This window comes from Amycolatopsis sp. lyj-108, from assembly GCF_046549005.1.
GTDB lineage: Bacteria > Actinomycetota > Actinomycetes > Mycobacteriales > Pseudonocardiaceae > Amycolatopsis.
On sequence record NZ_JAJPWQ010000015.1, the window covers coordinates 145,332 to 160,641 of the forward strand.

Consider the following 15,310-nt stretch of genomic DNA (forward strand, 5'->3'; position numbering starts at 1 on the left):
CTGGACCGGCCGCTCACCGGAGCTCCCCGGTTCAGTGCCGCCACCGCTGCGCCTCGGTGATCTCCTCCGGGGTCGCGAGCGCGAACCGTTCGATCTCCGCCCGCCGCACGTCCACGATCGTCGTCGCGAGCGGCGCGCCGAAGGCGGTCGCCAGCTCCTTGTCCGCCTCGAAGGCCATGACGGCTTCCTCCAACCGCTGAGGCAGCCGCTCGATCCCGCGCGCGGCGCGTTCGGCCTCGGTCAGCGTTCCCGGATCGACGTCCACCGGCTCCGGCAGTGCCGCCTCCTCGTCGACGCCCGCCAGCCCGGCGAACAGCAGGGCGGCCGCCAGCAGATACGGATTCGCGGTCAGGTCGAAGCATTTGATCTCGAGGTTCGCCGCCGAGTCCCGGTTCCCGGCGACCCCGCGCACCAGCCGCAGCGGCGTCTCCCGGTTCTCCAGTCCCCACGCGGTGTACACGCCCGCCCAGTGGTGCGGTTCCAGCCTCAGATAGCTGACGACCGACGGCGCCCCGATCGCGAGCAGCGCGGGCAGCCGCCGCAGGATGCCCGCGCTGAACGACTCCGCGACCGGCGTCAGCCCGAAAACCCTTTCCCCGCCGGAGAAAAGGTTCCGTGCGCCGTCCAAGACGCTCAGATGCACGTGGCCGCCGTTGCCGACGCCGGCGGGCGCGAACTTCGGGGTGAAGGACGCCTTCAGCCCGTGCCGGTGGCTGAGCGCGCGGATCGTTTCCTTCGTCAGGACGGCGATGTCGGCCGCACGCACCGGATCGGCCGCGGCGACGGACAGTTCGAACTGGCCGTCGGCGTATTCGGGGTGGATCTGTTCCACCCCGGCGCCCTGTTGGTCCAAAGTGGACACCAGAGCGCGGAGATAGTCCGCGTGCTCGGAAAGCCTCGCGTAGCCGTACGCCGGGCCCGCGGTGGCCGATGTCGGATCGTCCGGTGCGTCGGCACTGGTGATCACCCATTCGATCTCGAAACTCATCCTCGCCCGATGCCCGCGCGCGGCCAGCCGGTCCACCGCCGTCGCCAGCAGGGCACGCGGATCCTGCGGATGCGGCTCGCCATCCTGGTCGAGTTTCGTCACCGGCGCCCATGCCCAGCCGGGCTGCCCGGCGAGCACGGTCAGCGCGTCGAGGTCCGGATGCAGCCGCAGGTCACCGACCGGGCCGAGGGAATGCTCGCCGCCGGTGATGACGTCGTCCGAGCCGAAGAAGTCGAAGGATTTCGAAGCGCCGATACCCCACGCGGCCGCCGACGGCAGCTTCCGCAGCGGGATCGCCTTGACCCGCGCGATCCCGGCGTTGTCCACGAAGGTCAGCGCCACGAGTTCGACACCCCGCGACCGGAGCTCCGCGGTGAGGGCGGTCGCGCGGGCGGTCAGTGCTTCCCGGTTCACCATGGTTCCTCATCCTGGCCCCATTCCGAGCCCCTTGCCACGCCCGGATCCGGTCATAGGGTGGGGCCGCACTCGTCGACCACGAGAAGGGACGCGCTCATGCCGGGAACCCCGATCCTGCCGTTCGTCGCCCGGACGAGGCTGGTGGACCACCACTGCCACGGCGTCGTCACCGGCGATCTCGGCCGGATCGAGTTCGAACAACTGCTCACCGAGGCCGACACCGTCTCGTCGCTGGGCACGACGTTGTTCGACTCGCTGATCGGGCTCGCGGTCCGGGCCCGATGCGCGCCCGTGCTCGACCTGCCGCCGCACGTCCCGGCCGAGGTCTATCTGGCCCGCCGCGCCGAACTGGGTGCCGCCGAGGTCAACGCGCGTTTCCTGCGCGCCACCGGTACGACCGAATTCCTGCTCGACGGCGGCTTCCTGCCGGACACGCTGACCACGACCGAGCAGTTCGGGGCCCTGTCCGGCGCCCGCGCGCGGGACATCGTCCGGCTCGAACAGGTCGCCGAAGCGGTGATCGGATCCACCACCGCGGCCGGATTCGCGTCGGCCTTCGCCGGGGAACTGGCGAAACGCGCCACGACGGCCGTCGGGTTCAAGTCCATTGCCGCCTACCGGGTCGGCCTCGACCTGGTGGGGGAGCGGCCGACGGACGCGGAAGTCACCGAAGCGGCGGGCCGCTGGCTCGCGCGGATCGAGGCGGGCGAACCGGTCCGGCTCGCGGACGAGGTGCTGCACCGGTTCCTGATCTGGACCGGCGTCGACCTGGCCCTGCCGATCCAGTTCCACGTGGGTTTCGGCGACTCCGACGTCGACCTGCACCGCTGCGATCCGCTGCTGCTCACCGGGCTGCTGCGGGCCACTCGGTCACGCGGTGTGCCGATCATGCTGCTGCACAACTATCCCTTCCACCGGAACGCCGCGTATCTGGCGCAGGTGTTCGAGCACGTGTTCATCGACGTGGGACTCGCGACGCACAACGCCGGTCATCGTGCGCCCGCGATCATCGCGGAGACAATGGAGATCGTGCCGTTCGGGAAGCTGCTGTTCTCCACGGACGCGTTCGGGCTGGCCGAGCTGTACCACCTCGGCACCGCGCTGTTCCGGCAAGGACTGTCGGATTTCCTGTACGCGGGGCTCACCGCGGACGTACTGTCCGAAGTGGACGCGCATCGGATAGCGGCGCTGGTGGGGCACCGCAACGCCGAACGGGTTTACGGGCTGGAGGGGACATGACGGAACTGGACGAACTACAGGACCGCTGGGAGGCCGCCGTCGAGGCGGAGCTGCCCTCCGCGATCGAACTGCGGCACCGGGTGCATGCCGATCCCCGCGCGTCGGGGGACGAAGAGGACACCGCGCGGGTCGTCGTCGAGGCGCTCGGCGCCGACGAAGGGGTTCGTGTCGCCAAGACCGGGCGAGCGGTGCTGTTCCCGGGCACCGGGCCGGGTCCGGCCGTGGCCCTGCGCACCGAGCTGGACGCGCTGCCGGTCTCCGAGCGCACCGGGGTCCCGTGGGCTTCGGAGACGCCGCTGATGCACGCGTGCGGGCACGACGTGCACATGGCCGCGCTCGTCGCCACCTGCCGCGCGGCGGCCGTCGTCGGGGTACCGCGGCCGCTGCTCGCCCTCTTGCAGCCGCGTGAGGAGACGTCGCCGTCCGGTGCGCTGGACATCGTCGAATCCGGCGTACTCACCGAATACGGCGTCGAGGCGGTCATCGGCGCGCACGTCCAGCCCCGGCTCGCGGCGGGCGTGGTGTCGGCGGTGCCGGGACCGGTCAACGCCTCGACCGACGAGTTCGAGGTCGTCGTCCGCGGCCAGGGTGGGCACGCCGGCTACCCGCACCTCCTGCGGGACCCGATCCTCGCGCTCAGCCAGATCGTGGTGAGCCTGCAGCAGCTCGCGAGCCGCCGGGTCGACCCGGTGTTCGGCGCGGTCTGCTCGGTCGGCCGGATCGAAGCGGGAACGACCGCGAACGTCGTGCCGAACGAGGCCCGCCTGTCGGGTTCACTGCGGCTGATGCGCGCCGACGACCGCGACCTCGCGCTGGAGGGTCTCGCCGAAGTCGTCCACGGCACCGCGAAGGCGCACGGCTGCCGGGCGGAGCTCGAGATCAGCCCGTGCGAACCCGTGCTGCACAACGACGCCGGGCTCACCCAGCGCGCGCACCGGCGGCTCGTCCGGGCCGGGGCGGGCGTCGACACCGATTTCCGGTCGTTCGGCGCCGACGACTTCGCGCACTACTGCGGGGCGACGCGCGGGCTGATGATGTTCGTCGGCCTCGGCGACACCGCGGGCGCGCCGAGCCTTCACGACGAAGTGTTCCTGCCGCCCGATGCCGCCATCGGGCACGTCGCGTCCGCGCTGATCGCGGGCTATTTGGCCGCCGTCGAGGGCTGACGCCCCCAAGAAGCCGGCGAAGCGCTACGGTGGCCGACGTGAATACCGCCTCGGCAGCGTTCCTCGCGACCATCCCCAGTCCCGACCAGGGCGTCTGGCATATCGGGCCGGTCCCGATCCGTGCCTACGCGCTCTGCATCATCGCCGGCATCATCGTGGCGATCTGGCTGGGCGAACGGCGCTGGGTGAACCGCGGCGGCACGAAGGGCACCGTCATCGACGTCGCCGTCTTCGCGGTGCCGTTCGGCCTGGTCGGCGGGCGGTTGTACCACGTCATCACCGACAACCAGCTGTACTTCGGCGAGGGCAAGAACCCGATCAACGCGCTGAAGATCTGGGACGGCGGCCTCGGCATCTGGGGCGCCATCGCGCTCGGCGCCGTCGGCGCGCTGATCGCCTGCCGCCGACGGGGCATCCCGCTGCCCGCGATGGCCGACGCGCTCGCGCCCGGGATCGTGATCGCACAGGCGATCGGACGGCTCGGCAACTACTTCAACCAGGAACTCTACGGCGCGCACACGACTCTGCCGTGGGGACTGGAGATCTACCAGCGCTACAACCCGACCAACCCGGACGACTTCCTGAACGGCATCGCGATCGGGCACGTCCCGCTGCCGGACAGCCCGGTGCACCCGACGTTCCTCTACGAACTGATCTGGAACCTCGGCGTCGCGCTGCTGATCATCTGGGCGGACAAGAAGTTCCGCCTCGGCCACGGCCGCGTGTTCGCGCTGTACGTCGCCGGGTACACCGCGGGCCGGTTCTGGATCGAGATGATGCGGACCGACACCGCGAACCACATCCTCGGCCTGCGGGTGAACGTGTGGACCTCGATCCTGCTGTTCGTCGCGGCGGTCGCGTACTTCATCCTGGCCGCCAAGCGGGGGCCGAGGGAGGCGCCGGAAACGCTGTGGAGCAAGGACGTGCCGCGGGAGGACGACGCTTCGGCTTCTGCGGAGCCTTCTTCGGAGCCTTCCGAAGAGCACGCCGACGTGGCCGCGGCTCCGGACACCGTCCGGGACTCCGCCGCCGACAAGGCGACCGAGGATCCGAAGCCCGACGCGGAGAAGTAGCGCTCCGCTCTCGCTTCCCAGGCCTGTCTCAAGCGCCATGAAAGAGCCTTTCCTTGCAAAATTTGCAAGGAAAGGCTCTTTCATGGCATCCGGAGCCCTCTCAAGTCCGTGAGGGCCTCCTTCCCTACCCTCAAGGTAGGCAAGGAGGCCTTCACGGACCAGCGCCTCAGGGGGAGACCAGGCCCCGTCCCGTCACCAAGGGCAGGTCCAGCGCCGTCAGCAGCCCCGGCGGAGCCGCCACCACCGCCGGGATCGCGTTCACCAGCCGCATCGCGGTCGCCTTCAGCCCGGCCGTGTTGTGGTCGCCGTCGGTGCCGACCAGGCGCAGGTCCAGCACGTAGTTCGGCTCCCCGGTCACCTGGACGCGGTAGCAGCCCTGCCCGGTCGGCTGCGGCCAGTCCGGCCCGAGGTCGCCGCGCAGACGCGTGACGTGCTCCAGCACGCACACCGCCCGCCCGCCGCGCATGCCGCGCACTTCGAACCGCAGCGCGGCCGCCGTCCCCTCTTTGATCGTCCCCGAAGCGATCTCGAACGTCTCCGGGGCCGGAAGCCGTTCGTAGACCTCCTCGACGGAGTCGAGTTCGACGTCGAGTCCCGCCGCGAGCTGCCGCACGACACTGCCCCAGGCCAGCGACAGCACACCGGGCTGCAACAACAGCGGCAGGTCGTCCATCTCACGGCCGAAGCCCATGATGTCGAACAAAACCTTGCCGTTGTCGTACGTGGAGTAGTCGAGGATTTCCAGACAGCGCACCTCGTCGATCCGTTCGCACACGCCGGTGAGCACGAGCGGCAGCCAGTCGTTGGCGAAACCGGGGTCGACACCGTTGACCCACAGCGAAGCGCCGCCTTCGCGGGCGGCCTCCCGGATCGGCTCGATCATCTCCGGCGGGACGACGCCTTCGGGATACTGGAGGAACACCGGGCTGCTGGACACCACGTTGATCCCCGCGCGCAGAAACCGCTTCAGGTCCTCGACGGCCTCTACTAGCCGGTCGTCCGCCATCGCCGTGTAGACGACACAGTCCGGCTTCTGCGCGATGAGCGCGTCCGCGTCGGTCGTCGCGGAGACGCCGAGCGGGCGGCCGAGTCCGGCCAGCTCCCCGGCGTCCACGCCCGCTTTGGCCTCGCTCGAGACCCAAACCCCGGCGAGTTCGAGGTCGGGGCGGGCGTCGATCCCGGCCAGCGTGTGGCGGCCGACGTTCCCGGTACTCCACTGGACCACGCGCACGGCGTCGCCTCCTACAGGTCGGGCAAGCCCAGTTCGAGGTTCGGGGCCTGCAATCCACCGTCGACTTCGATGATCTTGCCGGTGACGTACCGGCCTGCCCGCGACGCCAGGAACACGACGGTGGCCGCGATGTCCTCGGCCTCGCCGATCCGGCGCAGGGGAGTGGCGGCCTCCATCCGGCCGCGGAGTTCGTCGTTGCCCACCACGACTTCGAGTGCGGAGGTCGCCACCGAGCCGACCGAGATCGCGTTCACCCGCACCTTCGGCGCGAGGTCGGCCGCCGCGAGGCGGGTGTAGTGCGCCAGCGCGGCCTTCGCCGTCCCGTACGCGGCGAAGCCCCGGCCGGTCACGCGGCCCATGACCGACGAGATGTTGACGACCGATCCGCCCGACTCCAGTAAGGACGGTGCCGCCGCGACGGTCAGCGCGTGCGCGGTGGAGACGTTGAAGCGAAAGGCTTCTTCGAGGAAGTCCGCGGTGGTTTCCAGCAGTGGCCGGGGATAGGTGCCGCCGACGTTGTTGACCACCAGGTCGAGCCGTCCGAACTCCGCCGTCGCGATCCGCGCCAGTTCCCCCGCGGCGGCCGGGTCGCTCAGATCGGCGGGCACCACGTGGGCGCGTCTGCCGGTGGCGGCGACCAGGGCCGCGACGTCCTCGAGCTGGGCTTCGGTGCGGGACGAGATCACCACGTCGGCGCCGGCTTCGGCGAGCGCCACGGCCGTCGCCGCGCCGATCCCGCGTCCGGCGCCGGTGACCACGGCGACCTGGTCGGTGAGCCGGAAACGGTCCAGGATCATGCGCCGAACTGTAACACGTTCTAGTGGCGACCGGTCCCGCTTCGGCGGGAAGCGGGACCGGCGCCGGGCTAGCCGTTCACGATGAACGAGTAGTACCGCGGATCACCGAGGTTGCCGTTGGTGAGGATCACCCGGACCTCGATCCGGTGCTGTCCGGCACTGGCCGGGGTGAACGTGATCGTCGCGGTTCCGTTCTCCGCCGCGACGAAAGCGGGTTCCCCGTCGTCGATCGTGTAGTAGAAGTCGGTGACGTCCGGCCGGGCCGAGGAGAAGACGAACTCGCCGGGCACGCCGATCCCGCCACCCGGCTGATCCGCCGGGTAAGTGGAACTGGTGACCGCCGGGACGCTGCTCTGCTCCATCGTGCCGCGCCACTGTTCGGACCGCCAGCCTTCCTTGGTCCGGCTCGACACGGTCAGATAGGTCGACGGCCGTGCCGGGGTGATCGTGGTCGTCGCCGCGCCGTCCGGGCCGGCGGGGACCACGACTTCGGCGCCGGTGCCCAAGGTGTAGACGTATTCGACGACGCCGGGCATCGCGCCGGGAGCGAAGTCGAGCCGCAACGGCTTGCCCACGGCGACGTCGTCCTTCTTGAAGGTGACGCCCGGCTTAGACGGTGTGGCCACGAAACCGTAGGTCGCACCCGGACCGCTGTTCCCCGCCTTGTCCTTGCCCCAGGCGCCGAACGTCTCGAACTCCCGCGTCGGCGTGTACCGGACGGTCGCCACACCGCCGGGACGATCCAAAGGCACGTAACCGCCGCTGGTGCTGAAGCCGACGATGTCCTGATCGCCCTTGGCGTCGACCGTGAACGTGCCCGGTATCCCCACGGCGCCGTGCCGTTCGCGGTCGTTCGGGTAGTCCGTCGACGTCACCAGCGGTTCGGTGGCCGGTGGAACCCGGTCGATGACGAAGGAGCACGGAGCGCTGACCGGTCCGGTCAGTCCTGCCCCGCCTTCCTCGACACCCTGCATGGTCCAGCGGTACTCGCGGCCGTGAGTGGTGAAATCGGACGGCAGCCAGTAGCGCACGTAGCGCGGTGCGGAGGAGAAGTAGTCGGGGCCCAGTTCCAGCCGCTTCGCGGGGTCGTCGGCCGCCCAGACCGTCACCTTGGCGGAGACCGCGGACCGGTCGTGGTCGTCGACCCGGCCGAAGATCTCGATGGGATTGTCCGCTGTGTACACCGGATCCGCGCCGCACGGCTTGAGGCCGACGTGCAGTTCGGTCGGTGCGGTCGGCGGCCGGTTGTAGTCGATGTAGAGGTGCAGGCGGTTCTCGACGCGCCTGCCGTAGGCCGGATCGAACTGGCGGTCGTTCGGCATCCGCAGCGTGAGGGTCACGGAGTCCTCGCCCGCCGCGAGCGCGGTCGAGATCGCCTGGGTCGCGTTCCATTCCACGCGGTTCCACAGGCAGCCGTCCTGAGCGCCCGGGCCGGGGAGCTTGGTTCGCTCCTTCGGCTGACGCAGCCAGGTCGGCGCCGTCGCCGGGTCGGTGACCCACATTTCGGTCGCGCGTGGCTTGGTGCAGTCGTTGGCGGCGGTCTCGGTCGCGTAGGCCTGAGCGTGCCCGATCGTGGCACCTCGATACGGGTGCAGATCGAAGGTGAAGTACGCCTTCGACGTGTGGAATCCGCGATCAGTCCACGCGCCCACCGGGACGTCCTCGTCGCCGGCGGTGAAGGACTTCGTCGGCGACCGCAGGTCCGTGTGGACGCCGGGCGACGACTCGGCGGTTCCGGAGGTGGCCGAAGCCGGCGAGGTCGCGAGCAGTGCGGAGAACGCCACTGCGGCGACTGTGAGCACAACGGATCTTCGGGCGAATTTGATCATCGATCCCCCTGGTGAGGTGGCGGTTTCACCGGCTTGTCGATCAAGGGGGCCGTAAAGTTAACGTGAAGATCGCGATTGGGCTGAACGGCGTAAAGGCCTTCGGCTCGCGCCAGGCGCCCGGAGTGACTAGGGTCGCGTCACCGCGTCTCGTGACTTCCCGGAACAAGACATATACTTAGCGGAACGAACTACTGTGACCTCATCAGGAACTGTGTCGTTCCGGGCGTCCATATCGTTACCCATCGGCGGGCTTTCGCGTCCGCCGAACTGATGCCGACGTGTTTCACAGGTGTTAAAGTCGCGCTAACGAACGGGCCATCGTCGTCCCGTGCGCATTCCCCCGGCCGGCCCCGTCCGCGCCGCTGAGCACAGACGACGAAGGAGGTCCCTTCATGATCTTCTCCGCCATTCCAGGCAAACAGGGCCTTTACGATCCCGAATCCGAACAGGACTCCTGCGGTGTGGCCATGGTGGCCGACGTCCGCGGGCGGCGCTCGCACGGCATCGTCACCGACGGCCTGTCCGCGCTGACGAACCTCGACCACCGTGGTGCCGCCGGCGCGGAGCCGACCAGTGGCGACGGCGCGGGCATCCTGGTGCAGCTCCCCGACGAGCTGCTGCGCGCCGAAGTGGACTTCACCCTGCCCGAGGCGGACGCCGACGGTCACCAGACCTACGCGACCGGGATCGGTTTCCTGCCCTCGGACGGCGAGGAGCGGAACAAGGCCGTCGCCCTGATCGAGCGGATCGCCACCGAAGAGGGCCTCGACGTCCTCGGCTGGCGTGAGGTCCCGGTGGACGCCGATCGCGCCGACATCGGCCCGACGGCGCGTTCGGTGATGCCGCATTTCGCGATGCTGTTCGTCGCCGCACACGAGACCGGCGGCCGACGCCCCGGCGGCCTCGAACTGGACCGCCTCGCCTTCTGTCTCCGCAAGCGTGTCGAGAACGAGAGCGTGACCGCGGGCTGCGGCACCTACTTCCCGTCGTTGTCCTCGCGGACCATCGTCTACAAGGGAATGCTGACCCCCGAGCAGCTCCCGCTCTTCTTCGCCGACCTGACCGACACCCGGCTCACCAGTGCGATCGCGCTCGTGCACTCCCGGTTCTCCACCAACACCTTCCCGTCGTGGCCGCTGGCACATCCGTTCCGGTTCGTCGCGCACAACGGCGAGATCAACACCATCCGGGGCAACCGCAACCGCATGCGCGCCCGTGAGGCGCTGCTCGAATCGGACCTCATCCCCGGCGACCTGACCAGGCTGTACCCGATCTGCTCGGCCGACGCGTCGGACTCCGCCTCGTTCGACGAGGTGCTGGAGCTGCTGCACCTCGGCGGGCGGTCGCTGCCGCACGCGGTGCTGATGATGATCCCCGAGGCGTGGGAGAACCACACCGGGATGGACGCACAGCGTCGTGCGTTCTACCGGTTCCACGCGAGCCTCATGGAGCCGTGGGACGGCCCGGCCTGCGTCACCTTCACCGACGGCACGCTCGTCGGCGCGGTGCTGGACCGCAACGGCCTGCGTCCCGCCCGCTGGTGGCGCACCGCCGACGACCGTGTCGTCCTGGCCAGTGAGGCCGGGGTGCTCGACGTGGCCCCCGAGGACGTCGTGGCCAAGGGGCGTCTCAAGCCCGGCCGCATGTTCCTGGTGGACACCGAGGCGGGCCGGATCGTCGATGACGAAGAGGTCAAGTCGGAGCTGGCGAAGCAACTCCCGTACGAGGGCTGGCTGCACGCCGGTCTGCTGCAGATCGCCGACCTGCCCGACCGTGACCACATCGTGCAGAGCCACGATTCCGTGCTGCGGCGCCAGCTTTCCTTCGGCTACACCGAAGAAGAGCTGAAGATCCTGCTCGCGCCGATGGTGGTCAAGGCGGCCGAGCCGATCGGTTCGATGGGGTCCGACACCCCGCCCGCCGTGCTGTCGCAGCGTTCGCGGCTGCTCTACGACTACTTCAAGCAGAACTTCGCGCAGGTCACCAACCCGCCGCTGGACGCGATCCGCGAAGAGCTCGTCACCTCGATGAGCCGGATCATGGGCCCCGAGCGGAACCTGCTCGCCCCCGGTCCGGCCTCCTGCCGTCACGTGCAGCTGCCGTATCCGGTGATCGACAACGACGAACTCGCCAAGCTGATCCACATCAACGACGACGGCGACCTCCCTGGCTTCGCGTGCAGTGTCCTTTCCGGACTGTACGAAGTGGACGGTGGTGCCGACGCGCTGGCGTCCGCGATCGAGCGGGTCCGGCGTGAGGCCTCCGAAGCGATCGCGGCGGGCGCGCGCACGCTCGTGCTGTCCGACCGCGACTCCGACCATCGCATGGCGCCGATCCCGTCGCTGCTGCTGGTCTCCGCGGTCCACCACCATCTGGTGCGCACCAAGGAAAGGCTTCGTGTCGCGCTGGTCGTCGAGACCGGCGACGCCCGCGAGGTCCACCACATCGCGCTGCTGCTCGGATACGGCGCCGCCGCGGTGAACCCGTACCTGGCCTTCGAGACCATCGAGGACATGATCTCGACCGGCGGCATCACCGGGATCGAGCCGGCCACCGCGATCCGCAACTACGTCAAGGCGCTCGTGAAGGGCGTCCTGAAGATCATGTCCAAGATGGGCATCTCGACCGTCGGCGCGTACACCGCGGCGCAGGTCTTCGAATCCTTCGGCCTCGCCCAGGATCTCCTCGACGAGTACTTCACCGGGACGTCGTCGAAGCTCGGCGGTGTCGGCCTGAGTGTGCTCGCCGAAGAGGTCGCCGTCCGTCATCGCCGCGCGTACCCGGACAACCCGACCGACAGGGTCCACCGAGGACTCGAGACCGGCGGCGAGTACGCGTACCGCCGCGAGGGCGAACTGCACCTGTTCACCCCCGAGACCGTCTTCCTGTTGCAGCACGCGACGAAGACCGGCCGGGAAGAGGTGTACAAGAAGTACTCGGACGAGGTGCACCGTCTCTACCGCGAGGGTGGCGCGCTGCGCGGGCTGTTCTCGTTCCGCGAGGGCACCCGCGAACCCGTCCCGCTGGACGAGGTCGAGCCCGTCGAGACGATCTTCAAACGCTTCAACACCGGCGCGATGTCCTACGGCTCGATTTCGGCCGAGGCACACGAAACGCTCGCCATCGCGATGAACCGCATCGGCGGCCGCTCCAACACCGGCGAGGGCGGGGAAGACCCCGAGCGGCTCTACGATCCGACGCGGCGCAGTGCGATCAAGCAGGTCGCGAGCGGCCGGTTCGGCGTCACGAGCGAGTACCTTGTCAACGCCGACGACATCCAGATCAAGATGGCGCAGGGCGCGAAGCCGGGCGAGGGCGGGCAGTTGCCGCCGAACAAGGTCTACCCGTGGATCGCGCGCACGCGGCACTCGACGCCCGGTGTCGGGCTGATCTCGCCGCCGCCGCACCACGACATCTACTCGATCGAGGATCTCGCCCAGCTGATCCACGATCTCAAGAACGCCAACGAGAACGCCCGCATCCACGTGAAGCTGGTGTCCTCGCTCGGCGTCGGCACGGTCGCGGCGGGCGTGTCGAAGGCGCACGCCGACGTCGTGCTGATCTCCGGCCACGACGGCGGCACCGGCGCCTCCCCGATGAACTCGCTCAAACACGCGGGGACACCGTGGGAGATCGGGCTCGCCGAGACGCAGCAGACGTTGCTGCTCAACGGTTTGCGTGACCGGATCACCGTGCAGGTCGACGGCGCGATGAAGACCGGCAAGGACGTCGTCATCGCCGCGCTGCTCGGCGCGGAGGAGTACGGCTTCGCGACGGCGCCGCTGATCGTCGAAGGCTGCGTCATGATGCGCGTCTGCCACCTCGACACCTGCCCGGTCGGCGTCGCGACCCAGAGCCCGGAACTGCGCAAGCGGTACACCGGCCAGGCCGACCACGTCGTCAACTACTTCCGGTTCGTCGCCGAAGAGGTCCGTGAAACGTTGGCGGCACTGGGTTTCCGCACTCTCGACGAGGCGATCGGGCACGCCGAGATGCTGAACGCCGACGACGCGATCGAGCACTGGAAGGCCTCCGGCCTCGACCTCTCGCCGATCTTCGAGATGCCGACCGAGACTCCTTACGGCGGGGCGAAGCGGCGCACGCGGACGCAGGACCACGGCCTGGAGCACGCGCTCGACCGGACGCTGATCCAGCTCGCCGAGGCGGCGCTGGAGGACGCGCATCCGGTGCGGCTCGAACTGCCGGTGCGGAACGTGAACCGGACCGTCGGCACACTGCTCGGCTCCGAGATCACCCGCCGCTACGGCGGTGAGGGCCTGCCGGAGGACACGATCCACGTGATGCTGACCGGTTCCGCCGGACAGTCGCTCGGGGCGTTCCTGCCGCGCGGCATCACGCTCGACATGGTCGGCGACGCGAACGACTACGTCGGCAAGGGGCTTTCCGGCGGGCGGATCATCGTGCGCCCGCATCCGGACGCGAAGTTCGCCGCCGAAGGCCAGACCATCGCCGGGAACACGCTCGCTTACGGCGCCACCGGCGGCGAGATGTTCCTGCGCGGCCAGGTCGGCGAACGGTTCTGCGTGCGCAACTCCGGTGCCGTGGTCGTCGCCGAGGGCGTCGGCGACCACGCCTTCGAGTACATGACCGGCGGGCAGGCCGTGGTGCTCGGCCCGACCGGGCGCAACCTCGCGGCGGGGATGTCCGGCGGCGAGGCCTACGTGCTCGACCTCGACCGGGGCAAGGTCAACGAGGAAATGGTCAACCTGCTGCCCCCGTCGTCGGAAGACCTCGTCTGGCTCAAGAAGACCGTGCAGAAGCACTACGACCTCACACGTTCGGCCGTGGCCGCGTCGCTGCTCGGCGACTGGCCGCGTCGCTCGGCGGCGTTCACCAAGGTGATGCCCCGCGACTACCAGCGTGTCCTTGACGCGGCGAAGGCGGCGCGTGCCGCGGGCCGCGACGTCGACGAAGCGATCATGGAGGCCGCTCGTGGCTGATCCGACGGGTTTCCTCAAGTACGAACGCGAAGAGCCGAAGAAGAAGTCCAAAGAGGACCGTCTCGCCACCTGGGGCGAGGTGTACGCCGACGTGGAACCCGCCGAGCGCAACGAACAGGTGCGCGAACAGGCGACGCGGTGCATGGACTGCGGCATCCCGTTCTGTCATTCCAGTGGTTCCGGCTGCCCGCTGGGCAACCTGATCCCGGAGTGGAACGACCTGGTGCGCCGCGGCGACTGGGCCGCGGCGAGCGACCGGCTCCACGCGACCAACAACTTCCCCGAGTTCACCGGGAAGCTGTGCCCCGCGCCGTGCGAGGCGGGCTGTGTCCTGTCGGTCTCGCCGCTGTCCGGCGGGCCGGTGGCGATCAAACGCGTCGAGCAGACGATCGCCGACCAGTCCTGGGAAGCGGGCTACGTGCAGCCGCAGATCTCGGAGGTCTCGTCGGGGCAGCGGGTCGCGGTCGTCGGCTCCGGCCCGGCCGGGCTCGCCGCCGCGCAGCAGCTGACCCGCGCCGGCCACGAAGTGACCGTCTACGAACGGGACGACCGGCTCGGCGGCCTGCTGCGGTACGGCATCCCCGAGTTCAAGATGGAGAAGAAGGTCCTCGACCGGCGGCTCGCGCAACTCCGCAAGGAAGGCACGAAGTTCGTCACCGGCTGCGAGGTCGGCGTCGATCTGACCGTCGAGGAACTCCGCGCGGGCTACGACGCGGTGGTGCTCGCCGTTGGCGCGCTGCGCGGCCGCGACGACACGACCACACCCGGTCGCGAGCTGTCCGGGATCCATCTGGCGATGGAACATCTGGTCCCGGCCAACAAGTACGTCGAGGGCGACGGCCCGTCGGCGGTGGACGCGGCGGGCAAGCACGTGGTCATCATCGGCGGCGGTGACACCGGGGCCGACTCGTACGGCACCGCGACCCGTCAGGACGCGCTTTCGGTGACACAGCTTGATCAGTACCCGACGCCACCGTCCACAAGGGACGACGAGCGGTCGCCGTGGCCGACCTGGCCGTACATCCTGCGCACCTACCCCGCGCACGAAGAGGCGGGCGAGCGCAAGTTCGCCGTCGCGGTCACCCGGTTCATCGGAGACGACGACGGCAACGTGCGCGCGGTCGAGATCCGGCAGGTCCGCGTGGTCAAGGACCCCGAGACCGGCAAGCGCATGGTGACCCCGGTCAACGACGAGGTCGAAGAACTGCCCGCCGACCTCGTGCTGCTCGCGATCGGGTTCGAGGGTGTCGAGCACATGCCGCTGCTCGACGGGCTCGGGCTGTCGTTGACCAAACGGGGCACGCTCTCGTGCGGCGCGGACTGGCAGACCTCCTCGCCCGGCGTGTTCGTCTGCGGCGACGCGCACCGCGGTGCCTCGCTGGTGGTGTGGGCGATCGCCGAGGGACGTTCGGTGGCGAGCGCGGTGGACGCCTACCTCACCGGCGCTTCGGACCTGCCCGCTCCGGTGCACCCGACGGCGCTGCCGCTCGCCGTCGTCTGAGCCCGGTTCGCGCCGACAGCGTGGTCGGCGCGTTCCCTCCTGCCGAAGGTGGAGGGCGGGGATCAGCCCCGGGTCCGACGCGGTAGAGCCTTTTCGCCCGCCAAGCTC

9 protein-coding genes are annotated in these 15,310 nt (G+C 69.5%); 5 read left to right on the forward strand and 4 right to left on the reverse strand.

Going from position 1 to position 15,310, the window contains the following annotated elements:
- Positions 1-31 precede the first annotated feature (31 nt).
- The gene (locus ACLJO0_RS39350; RefSeq protein WP_410584748.1) at positions 32-1,405 is read right to left on the reverse strand and encodes a glutamine synthetase; all 1,374 of its coding nucleotides are present in this window, start codon (positions 1,403-1,405) and stop codon (positions 32-34) included.
- A 96-nt stretch (positions 1,406-1,501) separates the two neighbouring features.
- On the opposite strand from ACLJO0_RS39350, the gene ACLJO0_RS39355 reads away from it, so the two are divergent.
- Genes ACLJO0_RS39355 through lgt form a run of 3 tightly spaced genes read left to right on the forward strand, consistent with a single transcriptional unit; the run spans position 1,502 to position 4,883 of the window.
- Positions 1,502-2,644 (forward strand): amidohydrolase family protein, encoded by a 1,143-nt coding sequence (locus tag ACLJO0_RS39355; RefSeq protein WP_410584750.1) that lies wholly within the window; start codon positions 1,502-1,504, stop codon positions 2,642-2,644.
- Positions 2,641-3,810 (forward strand): M20 metallopeptidase family protein, encoded by a 1,170-nt coding sequence (locus ACLJO0_RS39360; RefSeq protein WP_410584752.1) that lies wholly within the window; start codon positions 2,641-2,643, stop codon positions 3,808-3,810. Before ACLJO0_RS39355 ends, ACLJO0_RS39360 begins: the two co-directional genes overlap by 4 nt.
- Before the next feature lie 29 nt (positions 3,811-3,839).
- Positions 3,840-4,883, forward strand: coding sequence for a prolipoprotein diacylglyceryl transferase (lgt, locus tag ACLJO0_RS39365; protein ID WP_410584754.1), 1,044 nt, complete (start codon positions 3,840-3,842; stop codon positions 4,881-4,883).
- A gap of 166 nt (positions 4,884-5,049) precedes the next feature.
- Here lgt and ACLJO0_RS39370 read toward each other — a convergent pair whose 3' ends face one another.
- The 3 genes from ACLJO0_RS39370 to ACLJO0_RS39380 all read right to left on the reverse strand — a co-directional run bounded on the left by ACLJO0_RS39370 (position 5,050) and on the right by ACLJO0_RS39380 (position 8,740).
- On the reverse strand, positions 5,050-6,114 hold the full coding sequence (locus ACLJO0_RS39370) for a diacylglycerol kinase (RefSeq protein WP_410584758.1): 1,065 nt from the start codon (positions 6,112-6,114) through the stop codon (positions 5,050-5,052).
- 11 nt (positions 6,115-6,125) lie between these two features.
- A complete protein-coding gene (locus ACLJO0_RS39375; protein ID WP_410584760.1) occupies positions 6,126-6,911 on the reverse strand; it encodes an SDR family oxidoreductase in 786 nt (261 codons plus the stop codon).
- A 68-nt stretch (positions 6,912-6,979) separates the two neighbouring features.
- On the reverse strand, positions 6,980-8,740 hold the full coding sequence (locus ACLJO0_RS39380) for a hypothetical protein (RefSeq protein ID WP_410584762.1): 1,761 nt from the start codon (positions 8,738-8,740) through the stop codon (positions 6,980-6,982).
- A gap of 392 nt (positions 8,741-9,132) precedes the next feature.
- Here ACLJO0_RS39380 and gltB point away from each other — a divergent pair, with 392 nt between their 5' ends.
- Positions 9,133-13,701: a glutamate synthase large subunit gene (gene gltB, locus ACLJO0_RS39385; RefSeq protein WP_410584764.1), complete on the forward strand. Its 4,569-nt coding sequence runs from the start codon at positions 9,133-9,135 to the stop codon at positions 13,699-13,701.
- Positions 13,694-15,202: a glutamate synthase subunit beta gene (locus ACLJO0_RS39390; protein WP_410584766.1), complete on the forward strand. Its 1,509-nt coding sequence runs from the start codon at positions 13,694-13,696 to the stop codon at positions 15,200-15,202. Before gltB ends, ACLJO0_RS39390 begins: the two co-directional genes overlap by 8 nt.
- The last annotated feature ends 108 nt before the right edge of the window (positions 15,203-15,310 follow it).